The 26,367-nt window shown below is 75.5% G+C and carries 29 protein-coding genes; 12 read left to right on the top strand and 17 right to left on the bottom strand.

The features are described 5' to 3' along the window. Window positions 1-66 precede the first annotated feature (66 nt). From ilvA to ACFUMH_RS10935, 3 genes are all read right to left on the bottom strand, one after another. Window positions 67-1,275 (bottom strand): threonine ammonia-lyase, encoded by a 1,209-nt coding sequence (gene ilvA, locus ACFUMH_RS10945; protein WP_378204727.1) that lies wholly within the window; start codon window positions 1,273-1,275, stop codon window positions 67-69. After that, window positions 1,272-2,525: an AI-2E family transporter gene (locus ACFUMH_RS10940; RefSeq protein WP_378204733.1), complete on the bottom strand. Its 1,254-nt coding sequence runs from the start codon at window positions 2,523-2,525 to the stop codon at window positions 1,272-1,274. Before ACFUMH_RS10940 ends, ilvA begins: the two co-directional genes overlap by 4 nt. 113 nt (window positions 2,526-2,638) lie before the next feature. Then, a complete protein-coding gene (locus ACFUMH_RS10935) occupies window positions 2,639-3,880 on the bottom strand; it encodes a cystathionine gamma-synthase (protein WP_378204723.1) in 1,242 nt (413 codons plus the stop codon). A gap of 97 nt (window positions 3,881-3,977) precedes the next feature. On the opposite strand from ACFUMH_RS10935, the gene msrA reads away from it, so the two are divergent. Then, window positions 3,978-4,655, top strand: a complete 678-nt coding sequence (gene msrA, locus ACFUMH_RS10930) for a peptide-methionine (S)-S-oxide reductase MsrA (RefSeq protein WP_378204719.1) — start codon at window positions 3,978-3,980, stop codon at window positions 4,653-4,655. A 59-nt stretch (window positions 4,656-4,714) separates the two neighbouring features. Here msrA and ACFUMH_RS10925 read toward each other — a convergent pair whose 3' ends face one another. Together ACFUMH_RS10925 and ACFUMH_RS10920 are read right to left on the bottom strand one after the other, a co-directional pair. Further along, window positions 4,715-5,311 carry a hypothetical protein gene (locus ACFUMH_RS10925; RefSeq protein ID WP_378204716.1) on the bottom strand — a complete coding sequence of 199 codons (597 nt, stop codon included), beginning with the start codon at window positions 5,309-5,311 and terminating at the stop codon, window positions 4,715-4,717. Between the two features lie 154 nt (window positions 5,312-5,465). Further along, the gene (locus ACFUMH_RS10920; protein WP_378204713.1) at window positions 5,466-5,921 is read right to left on the bottom strand and encodes a hypothetical protein; all 456 of its coding nucleotides are present in this window, start codon (window positions 5,919-5,921) and stop codon (window positions 5,466-5,468) included. 68 nt (window positions 5,922-5,989) lie between these two features. Here ACFUMH_RS10920 and ACFUMH_RS10915 point away from each other — a divergent pair, with 68 nt between their 5' ends. From ACFUMH_RS10915 to ACFUMH_RS10905, 3 genes are all read left to right on the top strand, one after another. Continuing rightward, the gene (locus tag ACFUMH_RS10915; protein WP_378204710.1) at window positions 5,990-6,379 is read left to right on the top strand and encodes a hypothetical protein; all 390 of its coding nucleotides are present in this window, start codon (window positions 5,990-5,992) and stop codon (window positions 6,377-6,379) included. Window positions 6,380-6,463: 84 nt separating this feature from the next. Beyond that, window positions 6,464-8,026, top strand: coding sequence for an ATP-dependent DNA ligase (locus tag ACFUMH_RS10910; protein WP_378204707.1), 1,563 nt, complete (start codon window positions 6,464-6,466; stop codon window positions 8,024-8,026). A 22-nt stretch (window positions 8,027-8,048) separates the two neighbouring features. Further along, on the top strand, window positions 8,049-8,348 hold the full coding sequence (locus ACFUMH_RS10905) for a hypothetical protein (protein ID WP_378204704.1): 300 nt from the start codon (window positions 8,049-8,051) through the stop codon (window positions 8,346-8,348). A 131-nt stretch (window positions 8,349-8,479) separates the two neighbouring features. Here ACFUMH_RS10905 and ACFUMH_RS10900 read toward each other — a convergent pair whose 3' ends face one another. Genes ACFUMH_RS10900 through ACFUMH_RS10885 form a run of 4 tightly spaced genes read right to left on the bottom strand, consistent with a single transcriptional unit; the run spans window position 8,480 to window position 11,608 of the window. Next, complete coding sequence (locus ACFUMH_RS10900; protein ID WP_378204701.1) at window positions 8,480-9,019, bottom strand: hypothetical protein; 540 nt, start codon at window positions 9,017-9,019, stop codon at window positions 8,480-8,482. Further along, window positions 9,016-10,785, bottom strand: coding sequence for an alpha/beta hydrolase (locus tag ACFUMH_RS10895; RefSeq protein ID WP_378204698.1), 1,770 nt, complete (start codon window positions 10,783-10,785; stop codon window positions 9,016-9,018). The genes ACFUMH_RS10900 and ACFUMH_RS10895 overlap by 4 nt, the downstream gene beginning before the upstream one ends. After that, the gene (locus tag ACFUMH_RS10890; protein ID WP_378204695.1) at window positions 10,782-11,084 is read right to left on the bottom strand and encodes a hypothetical protein; all 303 of its coding nucleotides are present in this window, start codon (window positions 11,082-11,084) and stop codon (window positions 10,782-10,784) included. Before ACFUMH_RS10890 ends, ACFUMH_RS10895 begins: the two co-directional genes overlap by 4 nt. Next, the gene (locus tag ACFUMH_RS10885; protein ID WP_378204692.1) at window positions 11,081-11,608 is read right to left on the bottom strand and encodes a hypothetical protein; all 528 of its coding nucleotides are present in this window, start codon (window positions 11,606-11,608) and stop codon (window positions 11,081-11,083) included. Before ACFUMH_RS10885 ends, ACFUMH_RS10890 begins: the two co-directional genes overlap by 4 nt. A gap of 184 nt (window positions 11,609-11,792) precedes the next feature. On the opposite strand from ACFUMH_RS10885, the gene ACFUMH_RS10880 reads away from it, so the two are divergent. The 4 genes from ACFUMH_RS10880 (at window position 11,793) to ACFUMH_RS10865 (ending at window position 15,246) form a co-directional block, all read left to right on the top strand. Continuing rightward, window positions 11,793-12,542 carry a type II CAAX prenyl endopeptidase Rce1 family protein gene (locus ACFUMH_RS10880; RefSeq protein ID WP_378204730.1) on the top strand — a complete coding sequence of 250 codons (750 nt, stop codon included), beginning with the start codon at window positions 11,793-11,795 and terminating at the stop codon, window positions 12,540-12,542. 62 nt (window positions 12,543-12,604) lie between these two features. Continuing rightward, window positions 12,605-13,867: an FAD-binding protein gene (locus ACFUMH_RS10875; protein WP_378204689.1), complete on the top strand. Its 1,263-nt coding sequence runs from the start codon at window positions 12,605-12,607 to the stop codon at window positions 13,865-13,867. Between the two features lie 72 nt (window positions 13,868-13,939). Then, complete coding sequence (locus ACFUMH_RS10870; protein WP_378204687.1) at window positions 13,940-14,659, top strand: aspartate/glutamate racemase family protein; 720 nt, start codon at window positions 13,940-13,942, stop codon at window positions 14,657-14,659. 38 nt (window positions 14,660-14,697) lie between these two features. Beyond that, window positions 14,698-15,246, top strand: coding sequence for a hypothetical protein (locus tag ACFUMH_RS10865; protein ID WP_378204684.1), 549 nt, complete (start codon window positions 14,698-14,700; stop codon window positions 15,244-15,246). Between the two features lie 14 nt (window positions 15,247-15,260). Here the strand turns inward: ACFUMH_RS10865 and ACFUMH_RS10860 are convergent, their stop codons facing one another. From ACFUMH_RS10860 to ACFUMH_RS10840, 5 genes are all read right to left on the bottom strand, one after another. Continuing rightward, window positions 15,261-16,526 (bottom strand): Imm10 family immunity protein, encoded by a 1,266-nt coding sequence (locus tag ACFUMH_RS10860; RefSeq protein WP_378204681.1) that lies wholly within the window; start codon window positions 16,524-16,526, stop codon window positions 15,261-15,263. Window positions 16,527-16,814: 288 nt separating this feature from the next. Continuing rightward, entirely contained in the window at window positions 16,815-16,985 is a 171-nt protein-coding gene (locus ACFUMH_RS10855) for a hypothetical protein (RefSeq protein WP_378204678.1), read from the bottom strand. Window positions 16,986-17,064: 79 nt separating this feature from the next. After that, complete coding sequence (locus ACFUMH_RS10850) at window positions 17,065-17,499, bottom strand: hypothetical protein (protein WP_378204675.1); 435 nt, start codon at window positions 17,497-17,499, stop codon at window positions 17,065-17,067. A gap of 40 nt (window positions 17,500-17,539) precedes the next feature. Further along, window positions 17,540-18,472: a transglutaminase-like domain-containing protein gene (locus tag ACFUMH_RS10845; RefSeq protein ID WP_378204672.1), complete on the bottom strand. Its 933-nt coding sequence runs from the start codon at window positions 18,470-18,472 to the stop codon at window positions 17,540-17,542. A gap of 111 nt (window positions 18,473-18,583) precedes the next feature. Further along, a complete protein-coding gene (locus tag ACFUMH_RS10840) occupies window positions 18,584-18,988 on the bottom strand; it encodes an FKBP-type peptidyl-prolyl cis-trans isomerase (RefSeq protein WP_378204669.1) in 405 nt (134 codons plus the stop codon). Window positions 18,989-19,090: 102 nt separating this feature from the next. Here ACFUMH_RS10840 and ACFUMH_RS10835 point away from each other — a divergent pair, with 102 nt between their 5' ends. Together ACFUMH_RS10835 and ACFUMH_RS10830 are read left to right on the top strand one after the other, a co-directional pair. After that, window positions 19,091-19,951 carry an alpha/beta fold hydrolase gene (locus ACFUMH_RS10835; RefSeq protein ID WP_378204666.1) on the top strand — a complete coding sequence of 287 codons (861 nt, stop codon included), beginning with the start codon at window positions 19,091-19,093 and terminating at the stop codon, window positions 19,949-19,951. Beyond that, window positions 19,952-20,539 carry a TetR-like C-terminal domain-containing protein gene (locus ACFUMH_RS10830; RefSeq protein ID WP_378204662.1) on the top strand — a complete coding sequence of 196 codons (588 nt, stop codon included), beginning with the start codon at window positions 19,952-19,954 and terminating at the stop codon, window positions 20,537-20,539. Between the two features lie 27 nt (window positions 20,540-20,566). On the opposite strand, the gene ACFUMH_RS10825 is transcribed toward ACFUMH_RS10830, so the two are convergent. The 3 genes from ACFUMH_RS10825 to ACFUMH_RS10815 all read right to left on the bottom strand — a co-directional run bounded on the left by ACFUMH_RS10825 (window position 20,567) and on the right by ACFUMH_RS10815 (window position 24,241). Beyond that, window positions 20,567-21,562 carry an acetylxylan esterase gene (locus tag ACFUMH_RS10825; RefSeq protein ID WP_378204659.1) on the bottom strand — a complete coding sequence of 332 codons (996 nt, stop codon included), beginning with the start codon at window positions 21,560-21,562 and terminating at the stop codon, window positions 20,567-20,569. 283 nt (window positions 21,563-21,845) lie between these two features. Next, a complete protein-coding gene (locus ACFUMH_RS10820; RefSeq protein ID WP_378204655.1) occupies window positions 21,846-23,252 on the bottom strand; it encodes a cystathionine beta-synthase in 1,407 nt (468 codons plus the stop codon). Window positions 23,253-23,386: 134 nt separating this feature from the next. Further along, window positions 23,387-24,241, bottom strand: coding sequence for a Bax inhibitor-1/YccA family protein (locus ACFUMH_RS10815; protein ID WP_378204652.1), 855 nt, complete (start codon window positions 24,239-24,241; stop codon window positions 23,387-23,389). 239 nt (window positions 24,242-24,480) lie between these two features. Between ACFUMH_RS10815 and ACFUMH_RS10810 the strand changes: the two genes are divergently transcribed. Next, window positions 24,481-25,425 (top strand): ABC transporter ATP-binding protein, encoded by a 945-nt coding sequence (locus ACFUMH_RS10810; RefSeq protein WP_378204649.1) that lies wholly within the window; start codon window positions 24,481-24,483, stop codon window positions 25,423-25,425. Continuing rightward, window positions 25,422-26,291: an ABC transporter permease subunit gene (locus ACFUMH_RS10805; RefSeq protein ID WP_378204646.1), complete on the top strand. Its 870-nt coding sequence runs from the start codon at window positions 25,422-25,424 to the stop codon at window positions 26,289-26,291. The genes ACFUMH_RS10810 and ACFUMH_RS10805 overlap by 4 nt, the downstream gene beginning before the upstream one ends. Window positions 26,292-26,367 lie beyond the last annotated feature (76 nt).

Genomic DNA, 26,367 nt, shown 5'->3' with positions numbered 1-26,367 from the left:
CCCCCTCGGGGTGCGGCGCCGTCGGCGTGCCCGGGCCGGTCCCGGCGGGCTCGGCGCGGGCCGAGGTCAGGCGTCGCCGACGCGGTAGCCGGCGGCGCGCAGCCCGGCGAGCAGGTCGCCGCAGTGCTCGGGGCCCTTGGTCTCGATCTGCAGGTCCACCGCGACCTCGCTGAACGCGAGGTCGCCGCCCGTGCGCGTGTGCGCGACGTGCATGACGTTGCCGCCCATGGCAGCGAGGTCGCGCAGCAGGCCGGCGAGCGCGCCGGGGGCGTCCTCGACGCGGACGTGCACGTGCAGGTAGCGGCCCGCCGACGCGAGGCCGTGCCGGACGACGCGCAGCAGCACGAGCGGGTCGATGTTGCCGCCGGACAGCACGCACACGACGGGACGCCCGTCCCGGACGAGGCCCGTCGGGTCCGCCATGAGGGCCGCGACGGCTGCCGCGCCGGACGGCTCGACGACGAGCTTGGCGCGCTCCGCGACGAGCAGCAGCGCGCGCGAGAGGTCCTCCTCCGACACCGTCCGCACCGGGACGTCGTGGTGCGCGAGCAGCTCGAACGGCACCGCGCCGGGCGTGCCGACGGCGATGCCGTCGGCCATCGTCCGCAGCTCGGGCACCCGCACCGGGTGCCCCGCTGCGAGGGACGCGGGGTAGGCGGCGGCGCCCGCGGCCTGCACGCCGACGACGCGCACGTCGGTCCGGTCGTCGAGGGCCGCCGCGATGCCGGCCGCGAGCCCGCCGCCGCCGACGGGGACGACGAGCGTGCCCACGTCGGGCACCTGCTCGAGCACCTCGAGCGCGACCGTGCCCTGCCCGGCGTCGACGTCGGGGTGGTCGAAGGGGTGGATGAGGACGGCGCCCGTGCGCTCGGCGTGCTCGCGCGCGTGCACGAGGGCCTCGTCCACGGACGTGCCGACGAGCTCGACGTGCGCCCCGTACCCGCGGGTCGCGGCGACCTTCGGCAGGGCCGCGTCGACGGGCATGAACACGACCGACGTGAGCCCGAGCAGTCGTGCCGCGAGCGCCACGCCCTGCGCGTGGTTGCCCGCGCTGGCGGCGACGACGCCACGCGCCTTCTCGGCGGGCGACAGCCGGGACATCCGCACATACGCGCCGCGGATCTTGAACGAGCCGGCGCGCTGCAGGTTCTCGCACTTGAGCCACACGTCCGCGCCGACGAGCTCGGACAGCGCGCGGCTGCGCTGCACCGGGGTGCGCTCGGCGACGCCGGCGAGCAGCGCCGCCGCCGCGCGGACGTCGGGTGCGCCGATCACGGCGCGTCCGGGCCGGTGGTCGCCACCGTCGGCGGGTCGTCCGGGCGGGCACCGCGCCGCGCGGCGCGCGCCTCGCCCCGTTCCGCCTGCGTCGCGGACTCCGCCTCCGCCGCCGCGGCCAGCGCCCGCGCGAGCACGGGGTGCGCGCGCGGCCGGATGGGCACGTGGTCCCCCGTGCCGAGCTGCGGGAACTTGTCGTGCCCGTGCAGGTACAGCACGACCGTGTTGAGCACCGCGGCCACCGGCACGGCGAACAGCGCGCCGACGATCCCCGCGGCGAACGAGCCCGACGCGACGACGAGCAGCACCGCGACCGGGTGCAGGGACACCGCGTGCCCCATGAGGAACGGCTGGAGCACGTGTCCCTCGAGCTGCTGCACGAACAGCACGACGAGCAGCATGATCAGCGCCGACACCCAGCCCTGCGTCACGAGCGCGACGAGCACCGCGATGGTGCCCGTGACGATCGCGCCGACGAACGGGATGAACGAGCCGAAGAACACGAGCACCGCGAGCGGCACCGCCAACGGCAGCTGCAGCAGGACGGCACCGAGCCCGATGCCGACGGCGTCGACGCCCGCGACGAGGATCTGCGTGCGCGTGTACGCGCCCAGCGTCACCCAGCCGCGCCGCCCCGCCTGGTGCACGCTCTCGCGCGAGCCGCGCGGCAGCAGGCCCACGACCCACGCCCAGATGCGCCGGCCGTCGATGAGGAAGAAGAGGGTGCAGAACAGGGCGACGAGCGTGCCGGCGAGCACGTGCCCGACCGTCACCGTCACCGACAGGGCCCCCGTGGCGATCTGCTCGCCGCTGCCCGCGAGCGCGTCCTGCAGCTGGTCGACGTACCCGTCGAGGTCCGACGACCCGAGCTGCAGCGGCCCGTCCGAGAGCCACGCGAGCAGCGTGTCGACGCCCTCCTGGGCCTGGTCCCACAGGTCGACGATGCCGCGCGCGATCGAGCGCCCGGCGAGCGTCAGCAACCCGCCGACGACGCCGAGCAGCAGCACGAGCGCGACGCCCGCGGCCGCGCCGCGCGGCAGCCGCGCCCGGCGCTGCAGGAACGTCGCGAGCGGCGAGAGCAGCACCGTGAGCAGCAGCGCGACGACGACCGGGACGACGATGACCTTGAGCACCGCCAGCAGCCACACGCCCGCCGCGACGGCGGCGAGGATGACGAGCACGCGCCACGACCAGGACGCGGCGGCCTGCACCGACGGCGGCACCGGGTGCGGCGGGCGGTCGGCCAGCACGACGGCCGGGGCCGCCGGTGCGGGCTCGGACGGCGACGCGGGCGCGGACGGCACGTCCGCGGATGACGGGGCCGCCGGCGCCGCGTCGGGACGGGCGTCGGGACCGGCGTCGGTCACGCCGCGCGTCCCAGGCCCGCCGCCTCCAGCGCCTGCGCGAGGTCCGCGAGCAGGTCGTCGACGTCCTCGATGCCCACCGACAGGCGCACGAGGTCGTCCGGGACCTCCAGCGCCGTGGCCGCCACGGACGCGTGCGTCATGCGGGCCGGGTGCTCGATGAGCGACTCCACGCCGCCGAGCGACTCCGCGAGCGTGAACACCCGCGTGTGGCCGCACACCGCGACGGACTTCTCCGCGTCGCCCGTGCGGAACGCGACCATGCCGCCGAACCCGGTCATCTGCCGGGCGGCGACGTCGTGGCCGGGGTGGTCGGGCAGGCCCGGGTAGAGCACCTCGGTGACGCCCGGGTGCTCGAGCAGGAACCGGGTGATGCGCTCGGCGTTCGCCTGGTGCCGGTCCATGCGGACGGCGAGCGTCTTGAGGCCGCGCAGCGTGAGCCAGGCGTCGAACGGGCCGGCGACGGCACCCGACGCGTTCTGCAGGAAGCCGACGGCGTCGCGCAGGGACGTGGTGCCCGTCGGCCCCTCGAGCCCCGCGGGCAGCTGCGCGCCGTCCGCGACGACGACCGCGCCCCCGACCACGTCCGAGTGCCCGCCGATGTACTTGGTGGTCGAGTGCACGACCGCGTCCGCGCCGAGCGCGAGCGGCTGCTGCAGGTACGGCGTCGCGAACGTGTTGTCGACGACGAGCACGGCGCCGGCCGAGCGCGCGTGCACCGCGATCGCCTCGACGTCCGCGATGCCGAGCAGCGGGTTGGTCGGCGTCTCCGCCCACAGCACCTTCGTGCGGCCGGGCTGGATCGCCGCGAGCACCGCGTCGGGGTCGAGCATGTCGACCGGCGTGTGCTCGATCCCCCACGGCTCGAGGACGCGCGCGATGAGCCGGTAGGTGCCGCCGTACGCGTCGTTCCCGATCACCATGTGGTCGCCGGGCCGCAGCACCGAGCGGAGCAGCGTGTCCTCCGCCGCGAGGCCCGACGCGAACGCGAACGCCGCCGCACCGCCCTCCGCGGCGGCGAGCGCCTCCTGGAGGGCGTCCCGCGTCGGGTTGCCCGACCGCGAGTACTCGTAGCCGTCGCGCAGGCCGCCGACGCCGTCCTGCTTGTACGTCGACACCTGGTGGATCGGCGGCACGACGGCGCCCGTCCGTGCCTCGGGGTCCTGGCCCGCGTGGATGGCGCGGGTCGAGAAGCCGGTGGTCGACCAGTCGTGGGGCTCGGAGGCGGGGTGGCTCGTCACGGGTCCAGGCTAGGCCGTGCGCCGGGGCCCCGGGGGAACACGCGCGGGCCCGTGCGGGTTCTACGTGGCGGACACCTGGGGAGAAGGAGAGACGCTCATGGCCTCGTTGTTCGAGACGCTGCTCGGCAGCTCGACGCGCACGCAGATGGTGACGCCGGAGACGGCGATGAAGGGCCGCGACGGCTACCCGTACGCGATCCCCGAGACGCACACCGTGCTGGGCACGCCCCTGCAGGGCCCGTGGCCGGAGGGCACCCGCGTGCTCTACCTGGCGTCCGGGTGCTTCTGGGGCGCCGAGAAGGAGGCGTGGCAGCTGCCCGGCGTCGTCACCACCGCCGTCGGGTACATGGGCGGCTTCACGCCGTACCCGACGTACGAGGAGACGTGCACGGCCCGCACCGGCCACACCGAGACGGTGATGGTCGCGTACGACCCGGCGCAGCTGTCCGACGTCGACCTCATGCGGCACTTCTGGGAGGAGCACGACCCCACCCAGGGCTTCCGCCAGGGCAACGACGTGGGCACGCAGTACCGCTCCGCGGTCTTCTTCACGACGCCCGAGCAGGGCGAGGCCGCCCGCGCCACCGCCGCCGAGTACGGCCCGCGCCTCAAGGCGAACGGCTACGGCGACATCACGACGGAGATCCGGTCGGCCGAGGACGCCGGCCCGTTCTACTACGCCGAGGGGTACCACCAGCAGTACCTGCAGAAGAACCCGGGCGGCTACTGCCCGGTCAACTCGACGGGCGTCGCCTGCCCGGTGCCGACGGCCTGACGCACCGCACCACCTGACGAGGGCCCGTCCCGCAGCACGCGGGGCGGGCCCTCGTCACGTCACTCGCCGGGTTCGACAAACGCCGCCGTGCCCTCCACGAGCGTGAGGACGATCCATGGGACGGGCGGAGGCTGCTCCGTCGGAGGACGCGCGAGCATCCAGTCGCGCACGCGGACAGCGTCGTCGTAGCGGTCGAGAAGGCCGAGGTCGTTGACCTCCACCCCCAGGGTCACGCGCACCTGCGCCGCGTAGCCGTAGCAGTGCCACGAGTGGAAGCTGAAGGCCTCCACGCCCACGACCTCATGACCGAGCACGACTGCGCCGTGCGCCGCCGGGACGCCGTCGCGCAGGAGCGCGTAGTACGGCTGCGCCGCACCACCGTGCTCGCGCATCAGCGTGTCCGCGTCGCCACGCCGCATCGCGACCGTCAGGACGCGGCCCTGCGGGCCTGCCGACGCACGGCACGCCTCCGCCTCGGCCGGCTCGGTGAACCAGTCCCACCACTCAGGCGTCGGCGCGTCGTGGAGGTGCGGGCTGACGGTGACGAAGCAGTCGGGGGCGACGCCCTCGACGCCCGGGGGCGGCGCGGTCGGGACGGAGACGACGAAACCCGCGACGACGAGCTCGTCGTCGCCGTCCGTGGTGCGCAGAGGCATGTCGGCAGTGTGCCCGACGGCCGCGCCCGGTACGGGCCGTCCGTCGAGGCGTCCGCATGTCGACGGGCGGCACCAGGGGCGCCCGGATCCGCGGTCGCTCTCGTACCGGTGCGCGGTCGCGTCCCCGTGGTCGCCGACCCGCCAGGACGTCCGGTCACCCGCCGCCGTGGACGCGCTCAGCCGCCACCACGGCGGCGGCGTCGTACTGGTCACGCGCGAAGGTGAACGGCCCGAAGCCGTCGTAGTCCCACGCCGGGCGGTGCGGCTGGCGGAAGCCCGACCACGTCACGCGGTCGTCCGTCACGACGACCTCCGCCTCCAGGGGCCAGCAGCCCACCTCGCCGCAGTCGCACGCGAGGAGCGCGACGTGCCGGTCCCGCGACCACCAGCGACGCGTGCCGCCGCCCAGGTGGTCCGCGAGGTCGCCGAGGTTCCCGTAGGCCGGCACGAGCCCGCCGTACCCGCCGGCCGGCTCGTACCCCCGCGTTCGTTCGTACCGTCCGACCAGCTCGTCGAGGCGTGCGCCGTCCACGAGCGGCACCACCTCGTCCGGACGACCCACATCGCGCACCACGCGGAACTCGACCTGACGCACGGCGGGCCGCTCCACCGGTCACCTCCTCCGACTCGTGACGTCGTGATGCTCGCACGCCCGTCACGAGCCCTACGCTCCGCAGCATGGCCGACGGCTGGACCTACGACGACGCGCTCGTCCTCAGCGCGGCCGCGATGATCCCTCGTCTGCACCTGCACGAGGCAGTGAGCGTGATCGACGCGATGGGGCACACCGTCCTCGGTGACGACCAGTTCGACGCTGCGGTGGGCCGGCTCGTGGGCTCCGGGCTCCTCGTCGTCGACCCCGGTCCCGTCCTCGGGCTGACGGACGAGGGCCGGGAGATCGTCGGTCGCCGGCGGCCGGGGCTGATCGACCAGGTCTTCTCCGTGCAGGAGCTGCTCGGGGACGTCCCGCTGACGCCGACCCGCTGGACCTCTCCGGTCGGAGCCTACGAGCGGGCGGTCGACCGACACCTCCGTCCCTGGCGCTTCTGGCGACGCCTCGGCCGGTAGCCACGCCCGTCGTGCGGCCGCACGTCCCGCGCCGCGAGGCGGACCCCCGTGCGGGTGTCGGTGGCGGCGGACAGGATGAGCGGCATGCTGCTCGCCGACGTCGCCGCCGCGTCCACCGCCGTCGCCGCGACGCGCTCGCGCCTCGCCAAGCGGGCCGTGCTGGTGGACGTGCTGCGGCGGGCCGCCGCCGACGGGCCGGAGGACGTGGCGATCGTGTCCCGGTACCTCGGTGGCGAGCTGCGGCAGCGGCGGACCGGGCTGGGGTGGCGGTCGCTGACGTCGCTGCCGGTGCCCGCGGATGCGCCGTCCCTCACCGTGACGGAGGTGGACGCCGCGTTCGCCGCGATGGCGGAGATGTCCGGGCCCGGGTCCGCCGGCGCGCGGACCGCCGCCGCGGCGGAGCTGTTCGGCGCCGCGACCGAGGACGAGCAGCGGCTGCTGCGCGGGCTCGTGACCGGCGAGCTGCGGCAGGGCGCGCTCGACGCGCTGCTGCTCGACGCGGTCGCGGAGGCCGCGGGCGTCCCGGCAGCGACCGTGCGGCGGGCGGCGATGCTCGCGGGCGAGACGGAGGCCGTCGCGGTCGCCGCGCTCGGCGCCGCGTCCGCCGAGGACGCCACCACCGCCCTCGACGCGTTCACGCTCACCGTCGGGCGGCCCGTGCGGCCGATGCTCGCGCAGTCCGCGCCCGACGTGCCGACGGCGCTCGCCGGGCTCGCGGGCACCGGTGAGGGCCCGGCCGGTGACGTCGTCGTCGACACCAAGCTCGACGGCATCCGCATCCAGGTGCACCGCGACGGCGACGACGTCCGCGTCTACACGCGCAGCCTCGACGACATCACCGCGCGCGTGCCGGAGATCGTCGACGCCGTCCGCCTGCTGCCGGCGCAGCGGCTCGTCCTCGACGGCGAGGCGCTCACCCTCGACGAGGCCGGCCGGCCCCGGCCGTTCCAGGAGACCGCGTCCCGCAGCGCCACCCGGGACGCCGAGCTCGCGTCGTCCGCGACGCTGACCCCGTTCTTCTTCGACCTGCTGCACGTCGACGGCCGCGACCTCCTCGACGCCCCGCTGCGCGAGCGGCTGGCGGTGCTCGACCAGGTCGCGGCGCCGCACGTCGTCCGCCGCGTCGTCACGCGGGACCCCGCCGTGGCGACCGAGCACTTCCGCGCCGTCGTCGCCGACGGGCAGGAGGGCGTCGTCGTCAAGGCGTCCGACGCGCCCTACGAGGCCGGCCGGCGCGGCGCCGCGTGGGTCAAGGTCAAGCCGCGGCACACGCTCGACCTCGTCGTCCTCGCCGTCGAGTGGGGCTCCGGCCGCCGGTCCGGGACGCTGTCGAACATCCACCTCGGCGCGCGCGACCCCGAGGGCGGCTTCGTCATGCTCGGCAAGACGTTCAAGGGCATGACCGACGAGATGCTGGCGTGGCAGACCGAGCGGTTCCTCGCCCTCGAGGAGCGGCGCGAGCCGTGGGGCGTCGTCGTGCGTCCCGAGCAGGTGGTCGAGATCGCGTTCGACGGCCTGCAGCGGTCCACCCGCTACCCAGGCGGCCTCGCGCTCCGGTTCGCACGCGTGCTGCGGTACCGCGACGACAAGCCGGCGTCCGAGGCGGACACGATCGACGCCGTCCGGTCCTTGGCGGGCCCGGGCTGATGACGTCTGCGAGGCTCAGCGCATGTCGTACGACGTCCTTCGCGTCGCAGAGCTCCGCACCGCCCTCCGTCTCGCGCTGGACGCCTTCGTGGCGGAGGTGGGTCCCGAGGTGGCGGTCGAGCACGACCACTACTGGCACCTCCCGGTCGGCACGTCGTTCGACCTCTCGCACGACCCGCGTGAGCACACGGTCGGCCGGATCAGCGACGACCTGGAAGAGGTCCGTCGCTCGCTCGCCGACGGGGACGCGTTCCCGGCGTGGCATGCCCTGAGCCACGCGATCGGTCTGCTGCGCCTCCTGGAGCAGGCTGCACGTCCGTGACCCTCGTCCTCGACCGCACGTCCGCATGACGTGCACGGGCACGATCGGCGAGGTGCTGGCGTCGCCGACCGAGTCCTACCAGGCGGACACGATCGACTCCGTCCGCGCGCTGGCGGCCGTCTGAACCCGGGTCAGCCCTCGGCGTCGCCGGACGGCAGCGGGGTGGCCCCGGGCGACTCGTACGGCACGAACGTCGGGTAGGGCAGGCCGAGACTCTCCTGCCCGTTCCGCTCCGGCCGCTCGTCCCCGATGCCCAGGCGCGGGCCGTCCACGGACAGCTGCAGGTGGTCCTCGCGCACGGTCGCCCGCAGCGTCAGGTCGCCCCGCTCGCCCACCACCGACGCGCCGCCGCCGGCATCGTCGTCCACGGTCCAGTCCAGGTCCGCGACCGCGGTGGCCACGTCGTCGCGCGTCGTCACCACGGTGATGTCGGCGTCGGCCTGGTACGCCAGGGTCAGGTCGTTCTTGAGGCCGTACGCCTCGTACTCCCCGCGTGCCCAGCGCACCTCGCCGCCGAGCGCGTCCGCGAGCGCGGGGATCACCTCGGCGGCCACCGCGCGCACCTCCTCGCGGCTGCGCTCGTGCTCCTCGACGCTCGCCGCCGGCGTGCACGCGCCGAGCACCACCGGCGCGAGCAGCACGGCGAGCAGCGCGACCGTGCGGTGCCTCACCACTCCGGCTCCCGGTCGCCCTGCGTGGTCGGCTCGCGGTCGCGCTCCGGGTCGACCGGGTCCCACCACCACGGGTCGTACGTGTGCTCGGCGCGCAGCACCTCGTCGTAGTCGCCGACCACGATCTGCCCGATGTTGAAGATCGACTCGGTGCCCTGGTCGAAGTACTTCGTGTGGTCGGCGAACGGGTCCCAGCCGGTCCCGCGCGTCGTCGACTCGGCACGGAACCGGTTCGCGCCGAAGTCGTCCTCGGCCACGTCGTTGCCCATGCCGGCGCCGCCGAGCGTTCCGCCGCCGACCCAGCCGTTGTCGGCGAGCATCGCCACGGGGTCGTGGCTGTTGTTGCCCGACCACACGTGGTCGGCGCCGACGCCGAGGTCGGAGGCGTGGTCGACGCCGCCGCCCGCGCCCGGGCTGCCGACGAGCACGATGTCGTCGGCGGCGAGGCCGTGGTCGCTCGCCGCGTGCGCGGTGGTCGTCGAGCCGTAGGAGTGGCCCACGACCGTGAGGTGCGCGGGGCTGCCCTCGCGCGACGCGCGCAGGCCCTCGACGTAGCGGGCGAGCCGCTCGCCGCCCTCGGTCGCGCGCGCCTCCTGTGCGACCGTGAGCGAGTCCCAGTCGCTGGGCGCGTCGTAGCCGATCCACATGATCGACGCGACGGTCGAATCCGGGTCGGAGTAGCGGGCGGACTCGTAGATGTGGAACGCGGCGTCGGCGTTGCCCTCGGCCTTGGTGCCGTTGCTCGTCAGCCCGGGCACCATCACCGACACGTGGTCGGCGGTGTCCGGGTCGCCGAACGCGATCGCCACCCGCCCGTCCCCGCCGAACGCCCGCGCGTCGTACAGGTGCAGCAGCGGGACCATCGCCTCGCCCGTGACGGGGTCGACCTCCTGTGCCCCGGCGGTGAGCGCGGCGCGCGCCGCCCGGCCGTTCTCGAGCGCCGCGCGGTCGTCCGCCGGCAGGACCTCCCCGCGCTCCTCGCGCAGCTCGAGCGCGTCGAGGTCGGTCTCGAGCAGCAGCCGGTTGGCGCGGTCGCGCACGGTCGCGGGGATGCCGTCGGCGCTGCCGACGACCTCCGGGTGCGCGGCCAGCACGGCGAGCTGCTCCTCCTCGGAGAGGCCGTCCCACCACGCGGCGACCTCCTCCGGGGAGCCGCCCGAGGACGGCGAGCCCGGGCGGCCCAGCGCCGCGTCGGCGACGTCCCGCCCGCCGGTCACGGCGGCGCGGGCCTTGTCGAGGGTCGAGAACGACGTCAGCGCGTCGAGCATCGACTGCTCGGCCGTCGTCACGTCGCGGGCCAGCCGGTCGACGTCCTCGACGAGGGTCTGCCGGCGCGTCGCCAGGCCCGCCGCACGGTCCTGCAGGTCGCGGACGACCGCCTCGTCGGCGTCCGTCGCGGCACGGATGTCGGCCAGCAGGTCCGCGCGGGCGGCGTGGTAGCCGGTGCGGTCGCCGTCGAGCGTCTCGCGGCGGGCCTCGAGCCCGGTGAGCGCCTCGGCGTACTCCTCGCCGGCCCGGGCGACGCGACGGACGGCGGCGGAGACGGCGTCCGCGTCCGCGGCGGTGCCGCGCACGTGCCGCCCGTAGGCGTCGGCGGCGTCACCGGTCCAGCCCTCGAGCGTCGCGGAGTCGCGGGCGAACGTGTCGAGGTCGTCGACGTTCACGGCGGAGGCGAGCAGGTCGTCCACGAACACGCGCACCTGCGCGGGGTCGCCCTCGACCTCGGGGATCGCGTCGACCGTCGGGGGCACGGGGATCGTCGTCACGGCGCACCGTCCAGCCAGGTGTCGAAGCGGTCGTGGGCCTGCTGGTCGACGGTGCCGTACGCGATCGCGGCCGCGAGCAGCTCCTCGCCGACCGTGTCCGCGCCGGACGCGATCGTGCGGACCGTGCCGCCCCACGTCGCCGCCCAGGACGACGCGGCGGACGCGACGCGCGGGGAGAACCCGGCGGTCGAGACGTCCGCGATCCGGTCGCCCGCCGTCCGCGCACGCGCCGCCTGGTCCCGCCACTGCTGCGCGGAGCGCGACAGCACGTCGGGCCGCACCTCGTACCGGCCGCTCACGACTCCTCCTCCACCACACCCATAAGGCGGTGCTGCGTGGCGGTCGCCACGGGCAGCGCCCGGCCGCGCACGGTCACCACGACGACGTCCTCCACGGTGACGACCCGCACGGACCGCTCGCCGCGCGCGCCCTCGAGGTAGCGGGCCGCTCCCGACCGCCCGCTGCGCAGCGTCCAGCCGCCGCGCTCGAGGGCCGCCGTGAGCGGGCCGGCCACCGTGCCGGGGCCCGCCTCGCCGAGCGGCAGACGCGCCTCGGCGACTGGGACGACCGTGTCGTCCACCCGACCGGCGCGCCACACGGTGCGCACGACCGCCCGGGCCGCGTCGGGACCCACCGCGTCGAGCAGCGTGGCGAGCGTGCCGTCCGTGCTCTCCCGCTCGGCGCCGAGCACGTCGTCGGGGACCGACGGCTCGGGGGGCGCGGTCCGCTCGGGAGGCAGCACCACGAGGGGCACCTCGGGGTGCAGCTCGTGGAAGCGGCGCAGGTGCGGTGCGGCCGCGAGGGCGTCGTCGGGCTCGTCCACGCCGGTCAGCGTAGGGCAGGCACCGGACATGTCCGGCGGAGCCCGTGCGGCGTCACCCGGTCGCGCCTGGCATCGTGTGCGGGTGACCCCGACCACCGACGCCGTGACCGAGCGCGCCGCCGCCCTCCTGCCGCCGGTCTGGCGGGGCGTCGCCGCGGTGCTCGTGTGCGGGTCGGCGGTGCTCATGTTCGCACTGCACGTGCGCCCGCTCGCGTACGTGCCGCTGCTGCTCGGCGTGGTCCTCGGCTGGGCGGCCGACCGCGTGCTGGGCCGCGACCTGCTGATCATCGCGGCCGGTATGGGCATCGTCAGCACGATCCCCCTGGCGGCGGACCTGTCCGACGCCGGCATGGTGCGGTTCACGATCGCCCTGGCGCTGGCCGTGATCGTCCCGTACGTGCTGTCGCGGTACGTGCTCGGCGACCACGTCATCCGGTTCCCGTGGCGGACCGGGAAGCGGTGGACGCGCACGCAGTGGGCCTACCTCATCGGCGTGCAGACGGCCGGGTACCTGATCCTGCCGTTCTACTTCCTGTCGTCCGGCGCGTACCGCAACTGGCCGACGGTCATCGAGGGGCAGGAGATCGCGCGCCTGTTCGTGGGCGTCAACGCCGTGGGCACGTGGGACGAGCTGTTCTTCGTCTGCACCGTGTTCGCCCTGCTGCTGCGCCACTTCCCGCTGTGGGCCGCGAACCTCCTCCAGGCCACCGTGTTCGTGTCGTTCCTGTGGGAGCTCGGCTACCGCGAGTGGGGGCCCCTGCTGACGATCCCGTTCGCGCTGATCCAGGGCTTCACGTTCTCGCTGACGAAGTCGCTGACGTACGTGCTGGTCGTGCACCTGCTGTTCGACGCCGTGGTGTTCATGGTCCTCGTGCACGCCCACACGCCCGAGCTGTTCGACGTCTTCGTCACCGCCCCCGCGCGCACCGGCTGACGTCCCGCCGCGCGCCCCACCGACCACCCGACGAGCAGCACCGACGAGCGAGGAGGCTCGACATGACCGACACCCTGACCACCTGGGCCGGCAGCCACACGTTCCGCGGCGGCCCCGTGGTGCGCCCGACGACGGTCGAGGAGGTCGCCGCGGTCGTCGCCGGCGCCCGGCACGTGCGCGCGCTCGGCTCGCGCCACTCGTTCCACGACCTCGCCGACGGCCCCGGCACGCTCGTCGCGCTGGACCGGCTCGACGTGCCGACGACCGTCGACCCCGACGCCCGCACCGTCACCGTCGGCGCCGGCGTGCGCTACGGCGAGCTCGCCCGGGACCTGCACGCGCAGGGCTGGGCCCTGCACACCATGGCGTCGCTGCCGCACATCGCGGTCGCGGGCACGGTGGCGACCGCCACGCACGGGTCCGGCGACCGCGCGTCCAACCTGTCGGCGGCGGTGCGCGGGCTCGAGGTCGTCGGCGCGGACGGGACGGTCCGCACGCTGGAGGCCGACGACCCGGAGCTGGCCGGCTCGGTCGTCGCGCTGGGTGGGCTGGGCGTCGTGACGCGCGTGACGCTGGCGGTCGAGCCGACGTTCGACGTCGCCCAGGAGGTGCTCGTCGACCTGCCGTGGTCGACGGCGCTGGAGCGGTTCGACGACCTCATGGGCTCGGCGTGGTCGGTCAGCCTCTTCACCGACTGGACGGGCGACGCCGTCCAGCAGGTGTGGCGCAAGCACCGCGTCGACGCGGGCGTCCGGGCGCCCGGCCCCGAGCTGGCCGGCGCACGGCCCGCCGACCGCCCGATGCACCCCGTGCCCGGGCAGGACCCCGCCGCGTGCACCGAGCAGGGCGGCGTGCCCGGGCCGTGGCACGAGCGCCTCCCCCACTTCCGGCTCGAGTTCACCCCCAGCGCCGGCGCCGAGCTGCAGTCCGAGTGGCTGGTCCCGCGCGAGCACGCCGTCGCGGCGATCGAGGCACTGCGCGGGCTCCGCGACCTCGTCACCCCGCTGCTGCTCGTCAGTGAGATCCGCTCCATCGCCGGCGACGACCTGTGGCTGTCGACCGCGCACGGCGGGGACCGCGTCGGGCTGCACTTCACGTGGAAGCCGCTGCGCGCCGAGGTCGACGCGGCGCTGCCCGTCATCGAGGAGGCGCTGGCGCCGTTCGCCGCCCGCCCGCACTGGGGCAAGCTGTTCTCCGGCCCGGGCACCGGCCGCACGTGGCAGGACCTGTACCCGCGGTGGGACGACGCCCGCGCGCTGCTCGAGCGGCACGACCCGGAGGGCCGGTTCGCGAACGACTTCCTGCGGCGCGTCGGGCTGCGCTGAGGGCGAGCGGCGTCCAGCCGACGTCCAGGATGCCCCCTGTCGCCGTCCAGGCGGCGTCCCTAGGGTGGCCGCATGCGCACCCTCGGGATCATCGGCGGCATGAGCTGGTACTCGACCGCGGAGTACTACCGCGTCCTCAACACCGCGGTGCAGGAGCGCCTCGGTGGACACCACAGCGCGCACGTGCTGCTGGAGTCGCTCGACTTCGCCGAGGTCCGCGAGCTGCAGCTCGCGGACGACTGGGCGGGCGCCGGCGAGGTCCTCGCCGCGGCCGGGCGCCGGCTCGAGGCGGCGGGGGCCGACGCCGTCCTGATCGCGACGAACCTCATGCACAAGGTCGCCGGCACGGTCGAGGCGGCGATCGACGTCCCGCTGCTGCACATCGCCGACGCCGTCGCGGACGTGGCCACGGCCGCCGGGCACCGCACGCTCGGGATCATGGGCACCCGCTGGGTGATGGCCGAGCCGTTCTACGCCGACCGCCTCGCGCGCCACGGCATCGGGGCGCTCGTCCCCGACGCCGCCGCGCAGGAGGAGGTCGACCGGATCATCTTCGACGAGCTCACGCAGGGCCTGGTCACCGAGGAGTCCCGCGCGCGGCTGCTCGCCGTCGTCGACGACCTGCGGTCCGCCGGCGCCGACGCGGTCGTCCTCGCGTGCACCGAGCTGGAGCTGGCGCTGCCGGCCGCGGGCGGGCCGGTGCCGCTGATCGACTCCGCACGCGTGCACGCGCTCGCGGCGGCGGAGCACGCGCTGGCGGGCGCGGGGCAGCGTCCCGTCGCGACCGTCTGAGGCCGGTCGGACGACCCGGCGCAGAGACCCGAGACGCCGTGACCGAGCGGCCCACACCCACCCCGCTGCAGCGGGCGCTGTGGACCCGCCGCGCCGAGGCCGCCCGCTCGGACCTGCGTGAGCGGTTCGCCGGCGCCGGCGCCGCCCTGGACGCCCGCTGGTGCGACCACGACGCGTCACGCCGGCACGATGCGCGCGCGACGGCCCTCGGGTCGTCCCCGCACCGCCGGATCCAACGCCGGCCGGATCGGGCGTCACTGATCGCGGCTGTGCGCGGCGGCGCGTCCGGCCTCCAGCAGCCGGCGGAGCTCCTCGTGCGCCTCCACGACGCGCCCGATGCCGGCTGGGCGCTCGTCCGGCCCGCGCACGTCGTCGAGGCCGTCCTGCCCGCGATGCGCACGTGGACGAGCGACGGCCTGCTGCTCCTGCACCCGGACGTACCGGCCGTCGTGAGCCTGGACGTCGACGGCACCGCCGTCGAGTCGACCGTGACCGGGGAGGCGTTCGCGCCGTTCCTCGGCCACCTGCTGCGTGTCGGACCGGAGCCGCTGCGGCTCGTCGAGCACGTGCAGCGCCGGCGTCGCTGACGCCGACCGTCCCGTCAGACCCGGCGCCCGTCGAGGAGCTGCTCGAGCGTCACGACCCGCCGGCGCCCGTCCCGGTGGAGCGCGTAGAGGTGGTCGCCGCGTGCCACGAGCCGCAGGTCCCGCACGTCACCACCGTCGAGGTCCACCAGGCGGCCGACGGGGTCGTACGTGCGCACGCCGTCGGGTGTGATCTCGAACGGCGTCACGACGTCGTGCCGTCCGCGGTACCCGCCGACGAGGGCACCGCGTGCTCCGTCGAGCAGCACCGCACGCGCCCCGACGACGTCGACGGGGCCGAGGTCGGCGACCGTGTCACCCTCGACGCGCACCAGGTGGAACGAGGTGTACGCGTAGCAGTACGCGGCCTCGCCGACGACGTTCAGCGCGTACACGTCGAAGACGTCGGGCAGGTGCGACGCGTCGACCGGGAGCGGGTGGACCCACTGCGGCGCGAGGTCCGCGCCGACGCGGACGAGCTTGTGCAGCCCCAGCGCACTGCCCGCCTCGTCGCCGTAGCCGATCCACGTGGCGCCCGACGGCGTCGCCAGGACGTGCGCGCGCGCACCGCCGAGGCGTCCCGCAGCCACCCGTCGCCCGTCGGCGTCCCAGACCTCCGCGTCGACGTCGGGGTCGTCACCCGCCCCGACCAGCAGCACGCGTCCCTGGGGCAGCGGCTGGACCCAGGACGCACGGAGCGCACCCACGAGGACGACCGGTGGCGCCGCGTCGCCCGTCCGCCACACCGCCGATCGTCGGTGGTCCGAGGCGTCGCGCCGGACCTCGACGACCTCGCCGTCCGGACCGACGCCCACGGCGTCGGGCCTCGCGGCCCAGTCGCCGACGTCGCCCCCCGTGCGCACCCGGCGGCCGTCGCGGCGCAGCGGGACCATCGGCAGCGCGAGCGCCCGGCGGCGGTCGGCCAGGTCGTCCCAGAGCGTGCGGCGGACCAGTCGTCCGAGCGCTCGCGCGACCACCGGCGGGGCGTCCTCGTGCAGCGGCAGCCGCAGCTCCGCCGCGACGCCGAGCGTCGTGGCGGCGTCCTGCGTCAGGCGGAGCGCGAGGACGGCCTGCGGCAGGATCTCCCAGCGGTGGAGGCCGCCGTACACGGACGCGCCGCCGTCGACCACGAGGCAGTAGGTGTCGGTCCCCAGCCGCTCGTCCTGCTCGTCGGGCGCGAGGGTGCGCTGCACCTCGAACGTCACGCCGGTCGCCTCGTCGTGCAGGACGAGCGCCGCCCAGCCCTCGTCCTCGTCGTGGACGTAGTCGGCGCGGAAGGTCATCGGGCCTCACAACCGGCTGTCGTGCAGCGCCGCGCGCCGCACGAGGTACGTCGCCACCGCCCCGGGCGCCGGGAGCGCGGCGCCGTCCGGCAGGTGCACGAGCACGAGCGCATCCTCTCGACCGATGGCGACGCCGCGCAGGACGCGCGACGCACGCGGACGCTAGCGCAGCCCGGTGCGGCGGGGCACGGACGCCTGTCTGCACGCGGTCGGCCACGTCCGGCCGGACGGCCCGCGCGCCGCACACCGCCCAGCGCCTCGTCCCCGTGGCGCCTCACCGGCGCACCCTTACGACCGCGAGCGCGCCTTGCTCTTCACCCACCCGTAGACGACCGTGGCGGCGAGGAGGACCAGCCCCACGACCGTCAGCCACAGCAGCCCCTCGACGACGGCGCCCAGGATCGACAGGGCGAGCCAGAGGAGCGCGAGCACGACGACGACGGTGAGGATCGACTTCATCGCCCCACGGTGTCACGGCGTCCCACAGACGGCATGTCGGCGCACCTCGGCTCCCGCGGGACGCCGGGGAGGCACCCGCTCAGAGCTCGTCGGGGCGGCGCAGCGGGACGCCGAGGATCGTGTCCCGCGGTGCGGGCAGCGTGTCGAGGTCCGGTGGCGCCGGCGGGAAGCCGTCCGCGGGCGTCGGGCCGACCCACAGCCGCCACACGTCGCCGGACGGGTGCACGGCCCCGTCGGCCTCGAGCGTCGCCGGCAGGGCGGCGTCGACCTGCGCGGCGAGCAGGGCCAGGTGGGACTCCGGCACGAAGCCGACCAGCACGTTGCGCCACGCCAGGACGACACGCCCGTCAGCGCCGCGCGTCACCTCGACGCGGGCGGGCACCGGATGCCGTGCGGCGCGCTCGGACGGGTGCAGCGCCGCGCGGAACGAGCGCTGCAGGGCGGGTGCCTCGGCGGCGAGGAACCCGGCGCCCACGTGCGCGGGCACGGGCGCGGGACGGCGGAAGGGGCGCACGGGACCAGGGTGCACCACGGCGCGCGTCACGCGGCAGGCGTCAGGCGTCCCACTCGGTCGTGCGGGCGCGCAGGTCCGTCCACCCGTCGCGGCCGAGCGGCGACAGGGTCCGCACGCGCGCCCCGGGGTGCAGGCGCGGGTCCTCGGCGTAGCGGCGGGCGAGCTCCTCCTCCGCGTCGCAGTCGTCGGCGTCGGCGCGCAGGAGCAGGCCGGCGACCTCGTCCGCGAGCGCGTCCGCCTCGTCGTCGGTCGCGTCGAGGCCCGCACCCCAGACGTCCCACAGCAGCAGCTCGTCGCGGCGGCGGTGCGCGACCTCGAGCAGCACGTAGTGCCGGACGAAGTCGCGGCCGCGCAGGTCGGCGAGCTGCGGCGAGACGCCGTAGTCGCGCAGGTCGAGGCCGTCGCGCCGGTGCGCCGTCCACAGCTCGGCGGCGGTCGGGAACGGGCTGTCGAGGCCCGTCGGCATGTCGAACGGGTCGAACGGCTCGCCGGCGGGCGGCGCCGTCCCGAAGGCGGCGTCGAGCTCCGGGTCGCTGCGCACCCACCGGCGCCCGTCCCACCGCTCGACGACGACGTGGTCGTGCGCGAAGCCGGGCGCGAAGTACCGCGCGAAGCCGATGCGGGACCGCGCCGCGATCCCGTGCTCGCGCAGCAGGCCGACCGCGAGCAGCGTGTGGTCGCGGCAGCAGCCGGCGACGCGCTCGGCGTGCGGGCGGCCGGCGAGCGGCGCGGACGACAGGTCGAGGCCGGCACCGAGGACGGCCTCGAGCCAGCGCAGGTCGATCGCCGGCAGCCGGGCATCGTCGAGGGTGTCGCGGTCGGCGCGGTAGTGCGCGATCAGGCCGGTGGCGGCGGCGTGCACGTCCGCCGGGTCGGTGCCGAGCGCGGCGAGCACGTCGGCGTGCCCGCCGGGGTCGCTGTACGGCGAGTGGGTCGCCCAGTCGTCGAGGCCGCAGGGGTACGCGCGCGTCACAGGTCCTCCGTCCGGGGACGTCGTGCCCGCGGTCCGCGCGACCGCGCCGCCGGCGCCCACGGGGGTCGACCGGCGGCGCGGCGCGGACTCATCGGGTCGCTGCGGACCGCGTCAGCTCACGCCGACGATGTCGACGACGAACACCAGCGTGTCGCCGCCCTTGATGCCGGCCTGCGGCACGCCGCGGTCGCCGTAGCCGAGGTGCGACGGGATGGACAGCAGGACGCGCGAGCCGACCTGCTGGCCGACGAGGCCCTCGTCCCAGCCGGCGATGACGGCGCCGACGCCGATCGGGAAGCTGATCGACGACCCGCGGTCGTAGGAGTTGTCGAAGACACCACCCTGCCAGGACTGGCCGAGGTAGTGCACCTCGATGTCCTGGCCGGCCTCGACGAGGTCGCCGTCGCCGCGGCTGAGCACCACGACCTCGAGCTCCTCCGGCGCGGTGGCGTCCGGGAACGTGAGCGTGGGCTTGGTGCCGTAGGAGCCCGAGACCTCGGGCAGGGCTGCGGCCATGTCGTGCTCTCCTTCGTGGGATGACAGTGCCCGACCATCCTGCCCTGCCCGCGGCGGGGCAACCTCTTGCCACGCGTCGCTAATGGCATTAGCTTTTGCGTCATGACGACGACACCGGACGTCCTGCACCTCCCCACCCCCGAGGGTCGGGTCGCCTACGAGGCCCTCGGCCCGCACGACGGCGCGCTCGTCGTGCTCGTGCCCGGCATGGGCGACCTGCGCGGCTCGTGGCGCGACCTCGCCGCACCGCTCGTCGCCGCCGGGCACCGCGTCGTCCTCATGGACGTGCGCGGCCACGGCGACAGCGACGCGACGTTCACCCGGCACGGCGTGGCCGCCACGGCCGAGGACGTCAGCGCCCTGCTCGACGCGCTCGGCGCCGACGCGGACCGGCCGGCGGTGCTCGTCGGCGCGTCGTTCGCGGCCGGGTCCGTCGCGCGGGTCGCGGCGCTGGAGCCGGAGCGCGTGCGGGGCGTCGTGCTCGTCGCGTACGCCTCGAACGCCGTCCGGGCGTCCCGCGCCGTGCACGCGCAGGTGGCGCTCCTGCTGCACCGCGCCTGGGGGGCGACGGCGTGGACGTGGTTCTACCGCTCCCTGCTGCGCGGTCGCCGGGCCCCGTGGACGGCCGAGCACCTGCGGGCGATGCGCACCGCGCTGCGTCGCCCCGGGTACCTCGGCCAGCTGCGGTCCCTGACGCTCGCGCTCGTCGGCGGCGGCCACGAGACGCTGCTCGACCGCGTCACCTGCCCCGTCCTCGTCGTCACCGGCGCGCAGGACCCCGAGTCGGCCGACCCCGCCGCCGCCCACGCCGAGGCGCTCGCGACCCCGCGGTCCGCGCACGTCACCGGGCTCCTCGTGCCCGAGGCCGGCCACTACCCGCAGCACCAGCGCGCGGAGGTCTTGGCGCCCGCGGTGCTCGAGCTCGTCGCGGGCCTGCCGGCCACGACCCGCGGGGAGGTCTGAGTGCCGCGCGCGGGGCTCGACCGCGCCGCCGTCACGGCGCTGGCCCTGGAGGCCGTCGACGCCGGCGGCCCGGACGGCTTCCGCGGCCTGACGCTCGCCGCCGTCGCGGCCCGTGCCGGTGTCGCCGTCCCGAGCCTCTACAAGCACGTCGACGGCCTGCCCGGCCTGCGCCGCGAGGTGGCGCTGCGCTGCATCGCCGAGCTCGACGGCGTCGTGGCGGACGCCGCCGGCACCACGGCCGACGCGCGCGACCGCCTCCGGGCGTGCACCCACGCGCTGCGTGCCTGGGCGCACGCCCGGCCGGGCCGCTACCAGGCCGTGCAGGACGACTGGCGCGGCCACCCGGACGCGGACGCGCTGCAGACGGCGGCGGCGTCCGTCCTCACCCGCCTCAGCGCCCTCGTGGCGGACGTGGGCGTGCCGGCCGCGCGGCACGTCGACGCCGTCCGCGCGGTCCGCGCCGCCGTGCACGGGTTCGTCGCGCTCGAGCTCGCGGGCGGCTTCGGCATGTCCGACGACGTCGACGTGAGCTTCGCGTACCTCGTGGACGGGCTGGTCGACGGGCTGGTGGCGAGCGACTCGCGCTGACCTCGCCGCGACGCCCCGTCCCGGTGCTCAGCCGAGCAGGCCCCCCAGCCAGTGCAGCTGCTTCTCGAGCTGCACCGTCTGCCCGCCCTCGTGCGTGTTGTATGCGTAGACCTCGATCTGCTTGGCCGGGTCCGCGCCGCCGAGCGTGCCGTAGTGGTGGTACGCGGCGTAGACGGTCGACGGCGGGCACGTCGTGTCGCGCAGCGCGACCGAGAACAGCGTCGGCGCGGTCGCGCGGCGCGCGAGGTGCACCGCGTCGAGGTAGGACAGCGTCCGCATGGCGCGGGCCTCGTGGTCCCGGTGCACCGCCAGGTACCGCACGACCTCGTGGTACGGGTCGCTGTCGGTGATCGCGAGCGCGCGCGGGAAGTGGCACAGGAACGGCACGTCGGGCATGACGGCGACGAGCCCGTCGACGAGACCGCCGACCGCGAGCGCGAGCCCGCCGCCCTGGCTGATCCCCGCCACGGCGACCCGGGACGGGTCCACGCCGGGCAGCGCACGCGTCGCCTCCACGGCGCGCACCGCGTCGGTGACGACGCGGCGGTAGTAGTGCTCGGCCGGGTCGAGGATGCCGCGCGTCATGAACCCGCTGGTGGCCGGGCCGCTGCCGACGGGGTCGGGGGTGTCGCCGCCGGTGCCCCAGCCGGAGCCCTGGCCCCGCGTGTCCATGAGCACGTGCACGTACCCGGCGGCGGCCCACGCCAGGTGCTCGTGCGGACGCCCGCGCCCGCCGCCGTACCCGACGTACTCCACGACCGCGGGCAGCGACGACCCGTCCGTCGCCGACCCCGCGGGCCGCGTCACCCACGCCCGCACCCGCTGCCCGCCGAAGCCGGCGAACTCGAGGTCCTCGACGTCCACGAGCCGCAGCCGCGCGTCGTACGGGGTGCTGCGCACGTCGAGGTCGTGGGTGCGCGCCTCGGCCAGCGTCGACGACCAGAAGTCGTCGAGGTCGGCGGGCACGTCGAGCTCGGGCAGGTACCGCTCGAGCTCGGGCAGGGGCAGGTCGAACAACGCCATCGTCGGTCCTTCGTGCAGCGGCCGCCGGGCGGCCGGGCTGCCCGGCGGCGGACGTCGGCCGGCGGACCCGGCCGGGCGCGATGCTAACCGCGGCGCCGGACACCCGGACGCGCGGCCGGCTGCGTGCCGTGCGGCGTGTCGGCGCGTCGGCGCGGGGGCGGGACCTCTCCCGGCGGCCGTACGCACGCCGTGCGCACGGTGTGCGCACGCCCGTGGGAGACGGTCCGGCCGCCCCGCGACACACCACGGACACGCCGGGCGGACCCCGCCGCCGGCCCCGACGTCAGCGCGCGAGGAAGCCCAGCAGGTCGTGGCGCGTCAGCACGCCGACAGGTCGGCCGTCGTCGACGACCATGAGCGCGTCCGCCTTCTCGAGCGCCGCCCGCGCGGCCTCCACGGTCTCGCCCGACCCGACGATCGGCAGCGCCGCGCCCATGTGTCGGTCGACGCGGTCCGCCAGCGACGCCGCCCCGGAGAACACGGCGTCGAGCAGCTCGCGCTCGCTCACGGCGCCCTGCACCTCGCCGATCATGACCGGGGGCTCCGCGCCGACGACCGGCATCTGCGAGACGCCGTACTCGCGCAGGATCTCGATCGCGTCGCGCACCGTCTCGTTGGGGTGCGTGTGGACCAGGGCGGGCAGCCCGCCGTCCTTGGTGCGCAGCACGTCGGCGACCGTCGCGCCCGTCTCGGACGTGAGGAACCCGTACGAGCGCATCCACGAGTCGTTGAAGATCTTCGACATGTAGCCGCGGCCGCTGTCGGGCAGCAGCACGACGTACACGGCGCGCGCCGCCGCCTCGGGGTCGCGCTCCTGCAGGGCGCGCGCGTGCCGCAGCGTCGCCTCGACCGCCATGCCGCACGAGCCGCCGACGAGGAGGCCCTCCTCGCGCGCCAGGCGCCGCGTCATCGCGAACGAGTCCGCGTCCGAGACGGGGATGATCTCGTCCGGCACCGACGGGTCGTACGCGCGCGGCCAGAAGTCCTCGCCGACGCCCTCGACCAGGTACGGCCGCCCGTCGCCGCCCGAGTACACCGACCCCGCGGGGTCGGCACCGACGACGACCACGCGCCCGCCGTCGGCCGCGGGCCGGTCCGCCGACGCGTCGTGCAGGTACCGGCCCGTGCCGGTGATCGTCCCGCCCGTGCCGACGCCGGTGACGAAGTGCGTGAGGCGTCCGTCAGTGTCCGCCCAGATCTCCGGGCCGGTGGTCGCGTAGTGGCTCGCGGGGCCGTTCGGGTTGGAGTACTGGTCCGGCTTCCACGCGCCCGGCGTCTCCCGCGCGATGCGGTCGGACACCGAGTAGTAGGAGTCGGGGTGGTCGGGCGGCACGGCGGTCGGGGTCACCACGACCTCGGCGCCGTAGGCGCGCAGCACGTCGCGCTTGTCCTGGCTCACCTTGTCGGGGCAGACGAACACGCAGCGGTAGCCCTTGCGCTGCGCGACCAGCGCGAGGCCGACGCCCGTGTTGCCGGACGTCGGCTCGACGATCGTGCCGCCGGGCTGCAGGAGGCCGGCCTCCTCGGCCGCCTCCACCATCCGCAGGGCGATCCGGTCCTTCACGGACCCGCCGGGGTTCAGGTACTCGACCTTGGCGAGGATCGTGGCGGTCAGGCCCTCGGTCACGGACGACAGCCGGACGAGCGGGGTGCCGCCGACGAGCTCGGAGACGTGCTGCGCGTACTTCACTCCCCCATCGTCCCACCTGCCGGACGCCGACCCCGCACCGGCAGCGGGCCCGGGCACGACGACGCCCCGCCGGCCGGGTGGCCGACGGGGCGTCGCGACGTGCGGTGCTGCGAGGCGTGCAGCGAGACGCTGCGTCAGTCGCTGCTGCTGAAGATCGCGAACAGGCGCAGGAACTCGAGGTACAGCCAGACCAGCGTCACGATGAGGCCGAACGCGGCCGTCCACGCGAAGCTCTTCGGCGCGCCCTGCTCGACACCGCGCTTGATGGCGTCGAAGTCGACGATGAGGCTGAAGGCCGCGAGGCCCACGGCGAACAGGCCGACGAGGACGCCGATCCAGCCGCCGCGCAGCGGGCCGAACATCTCGTTGCTCGGCATCACGAACATGAGCACGACGTTGACCAGCGAGAACAGCGCGTACCCGATCATCGCGATGAGCAGGAAGCGCATCGACTTCGCGGTCACGCGGACGCGGCCGGAGCGGTAGAGCCACAGCGACGCGACGAAGGTCGCGACCGTGGCGAGCACGGCCTGCAGGACGATCGGCTGCGCCGAGACGGCACCCCCGTTGCCCGCGGGCACGAGCACGTTCTGGAACACGAAGCTGATGCCGCCGAGGAACACGCCCTCCGCGACGGTGTAGGCGACGATGAGCGCCGGCGACGGCTTGCGCTTGAAGGCGTTCACCAGCCCGAGCACGAGGCCGACGATCGCGCCGACGATGTACAGGCCGGGCGCGACGAACCACGTGACGGCGGCGACGGCGACGAGCAGCGCGAGCAGCCCGCCGGTCTTCATGATGACGTCGTCGTAGGTGAGGCGGCCGGTGTCGCGCGTGGTCGCGGTCGGGCCGTCGTACATCGCCTCGAGCGACGCCGCGTCGACGGCGGGGCCGCCGAACGTGGGCGCCGAGGGTGCGGGGCGGCCGCCGCGGCGCTGCTGGCGCGGGTCCGCGAAGACGGGACTGCTGTTGAAGACGGGATTCGCCATGAGGGCTCCTGGTCGTGATCGGCCGGGGACGTGCTGGTCGACAACGTAACCAACGTCGCGGGTGCCCGTCGCGTTCCCGGCGTTCCCCTGACCCCGTCCCTCATCCGCCCCTGAGTCCGGGGTCGTCCCACGGGATGAGGCCGCGGTGCCCGGATGGTCCCCGGGACGGTGCCGCCCGGCACGGGCTGCGGCCTACGGTCGACACGTCCGCACATCGTCGACCTGGGGAGCCCCGCGCCATGATCGAGGCGCAGTCACTCACGAAGCGCTACGGCCGCACCACGGCCGTGGACGACATCTCCTTCACCGTCCGACCCGGCACCGTGACGGGCTTCCTGGGGCCCAACGGCGCCGGCAAGTCCACCACCATGCGCATGATCGTGGGGCTGGACAAGCCCAGCGCCGGGGCCGTCACGGTCTCCGGCACGCCGTACGGCCGCATGCGCGCGCCGCTCACCGAGGTGGGCGCGCTGCTCGACGCGAAGGCCGTCCACCCGAGCCGGACCGCCAAGCAGCACCTGCGCACGCTCGCCGCCACACACGGCATCGGCACGAAGCGCGTCAACGAGGTCATCGACCTCACCGGCCTCGGGTCGGTCGCCAACAAGCGGGTCAAGGGCTTCTCGCTCGGCATGGGCCAGCGCCTCGGCATCGCCGCCGCGCTGCTCGGCGACCCGCACACCCTGATCCTCGACGAGCCGGTCAACGGGCTCGACCCCGAGGGCGTGCTGTGGGTGCGCGGCCTCGTGCAGCACCTGGCGCGCGAGGGCCGCACCGTGTTCCTGTCGTCGCACCTCATGAGCGAGATGGCCGTGACGGCCGACCACCTGCTCGTGATCGGCCGTGGGCGCATCGTCGCGGACGGCACCGTGCAGGACGTCGTCGGTCGCGCGACGCGCACGACGGTGCGCGTGCGCTCGCCGCACGCGACCGAGCTGGCCGCCGTGCTCGCGGGCCCGGACGTCACGATCGACGCCGTGGAGCCGGGCCTGCTCGAGGTGCACGGCCCGACGGCCGCGGCCGTCGGCGAGGTCGCCGCCGCGGCCCGCCTCGTCCTGCACGAGCTGACGCCCGTGACGGGCTCCCTCGAGGACGCGTACATGTCCCTGACCGGTGACCTCGTCGAATACCGCTCCGGCGGCACGGCCGGCGCCGGCACGACCGCCACGGAGGTGGCCCGATGACCGCCACGACCGCCCCCGCACCCACGGCGGGCACGCCCGCACCGGTGCACCGCGCCGCCGAGGGCGCACGCGTCACGTTCCCCCGCGTCGTGCACGCGGAGTGGCTCAAGCTGTGGACCCTGCGCTCGACGTACTGGACGCTCGGCGTCGCCGTCCTGCTGATGGCCGGCATCTCGGCGCTCTTCGCCGTCTCGATGCGGTCGTTCCCCGACCCGATCGAGGGCATGGACCCCGGCTCGGTGGAGGTCGTGCAGATGTACCTGCAGCCGGGCATGCTGCTCGCGCCGCTGCCGCTCATCGTGCTCGCGGCGATGACCATCACGGGTGAGTACGCCACCGGGTCGGTCCGCTCGACGTTCGCCGCCGTGCCCGGTCGCCTGCCGGTGCTGGCCGCCAAGGTCGTGGTCGTCGCGACCGTCACGTTCGTGACGGTCGCGGTCGCGGTCGGCCTCTCGACCCTGCTCGCGGGCGCGATCGTGCCCGAGCTGGCGCCCGACTGGGGTGCGCCGCACGTCGCCCGCGTCGTGCTCGGCGTCGTGCTCTACGCGACGGGCATCGCGCTCCTCGGCCTCGCCGTCGGGGCCCTGCTGCGCAACACCGCGGCCGCCATCACGACCGTGATCGGCCTGGTGCTCATCGTCGAGAACGTCCTGCTCATGATCAGCTGGAAGCCGCTGGAGTACGTGCGGCCGCTGCTGCCGTCGACCGCGGGCTCCGCCGTCACGCAGACGCCGGAGCAGCTCGCCGGCGGCCAGTTCGGCATGGCGTTCACGCCAGGCCCCTGGGCCGGCTACGCGATCCTGCTCGGCTGGGTCGCCGTGCTGCTCGCCGTCGCCGCCGTGCGCCTGCGCACCCGCGACGCCTGACCCCTGATCGCCCGCGGGGCCGGTCGGAGGGGGCCGGCACCCGCGGGACCAGCACGACGCGCCGGCACCCCGGAGG

Origin of the sequence: Cellulomonas sp. NPDC057328 (assembly GCF_042667215.1) — a bacterium.
Taxonomy (GTDB): domain Bacteria; phylum Actinomycetota; class Actinomycetes; order Actinomycetales; family Cellulomonadaceae; genus Cellulomonas.
Note: the sequence above shows the minus strand (reverse complement) of the source record. Positions and strands in the feature narration are given on the sequence as shown.

Bases quoted from the DNA above. Each gene is read 5' to 3' on its own strand.
- ACFUMH_RS10915 (WP_378204710.1), top strand. From the start codon at position 5,990: ATGGCCGACGGCTGGACCTACGACGACGCGCTCGTCCTCAGCGCGGCC.
- ACFUMH_RS10905 (WP_378204704.1), top strand. From the start codon at position 8,049: ATGTCGTACGACGTCCTTCGCGTCGCAGAGCTCCGCACCGCCCTCCGT.
- ACFUMH_RS10910 (WP_378204707.1), top strand. From the start codon at position 6,464: ATGCTGCTCGCCGACGTCGCCGCCGCGTCCACCGCCGTCGCCGCGACG.
- msrA (WP_378204719.1), top strand. From the start codon at position 3,978: ATGGCCTCGTTGTTCGAGACGCTGCTCGGCAGCTCGACGCGCACGCAG.
- ACFUMH_RS10805 (WP_378204646.1), top strand. From the start codon at position 25,422: ATGACCGCCACGACCGCCCCCGCACCCACGGCGGGCACGCCCGCACCG.
- ACFUMH_RS10860 (WP_378204681.1), bottom strand. From the start codon at position 16,526: ATGACCTTCCGCGCCGACTACGTCCACGACGAGGACGAGGGCTGGGCG.
- ACFUMH_RS10875 (WP_378204689.1), top strand. From the start codon at position 12,605: ATGACCGACACCCTGACCACCTGGGCCGGCAGCCACACGTTCCGCGGC.
- ACFUMH_RS10880 (WP_378204730.1), top strand. From the start codon at position 11,793: ATGTTCGCACTGCACGTGCGCCCGCTCGCGTACGTGCCGCTGCTGCTC.
- ACFUMH_RS10810 (WP_378204649.1), top strand. From the start codon at position 24,481: ATGATCGAGGCGCAGTCACTCACGAAGCGCTACGGCCGCACCACGGCC.
- ACFUMH_RS10925 (WP_378204716.1), bottom strand. From the start codon at position 5,311: ATGCCTCTGCGCACCACGGACGGCGACGACGAGCTCGTCGTCGCGGGT.
- ACFUMH_RS10840 (WP_378204669.1), bottom strand. From the start codon at position 18,988: ATGGCCGCAGCCCTGCCCGAGGTCTCGGGCTCCTACGGCACCAAGCCC.
- ACFUMH_RS10855 (WP_378204678.1), bottom strand. From the start codon at position 16,985: ATGAAGTCGATCCTCACCGTCGTCGTCGTGCTCGCGCTCCTCTGGCTC.
- ACFUMH_RS10870 (WP_378204687.1), top strand. From the start codon at position 13,940: ATGCGCACCCTCGGGATCATCGGCGGCATGAGCTGGTACTCGACCGCG.
- ACFUMH_RS10825 (WP_378204659.1), bottom strand. From the start codon at position 21,562: ATGGCGTTGTTCGACCTGCCCCTGCCCGAGCTCGAGCGGTACCTGCCC.
- ACFUMH_RS10835 (WP_378204666.1), top strand. From the start codon at position 19,091: ATGACGACGACACCGGACGTCCTGCACCTCCCCACCCCCGAGGGTCGG.
- ACFUMH_RS10815 (WP_378204652.1), bottom strand. From the start codon at position 24,241: ATGGCGAATCCCGTCTTCAACAGCAGTCCCGTCTTCGCGGACCCGCGC.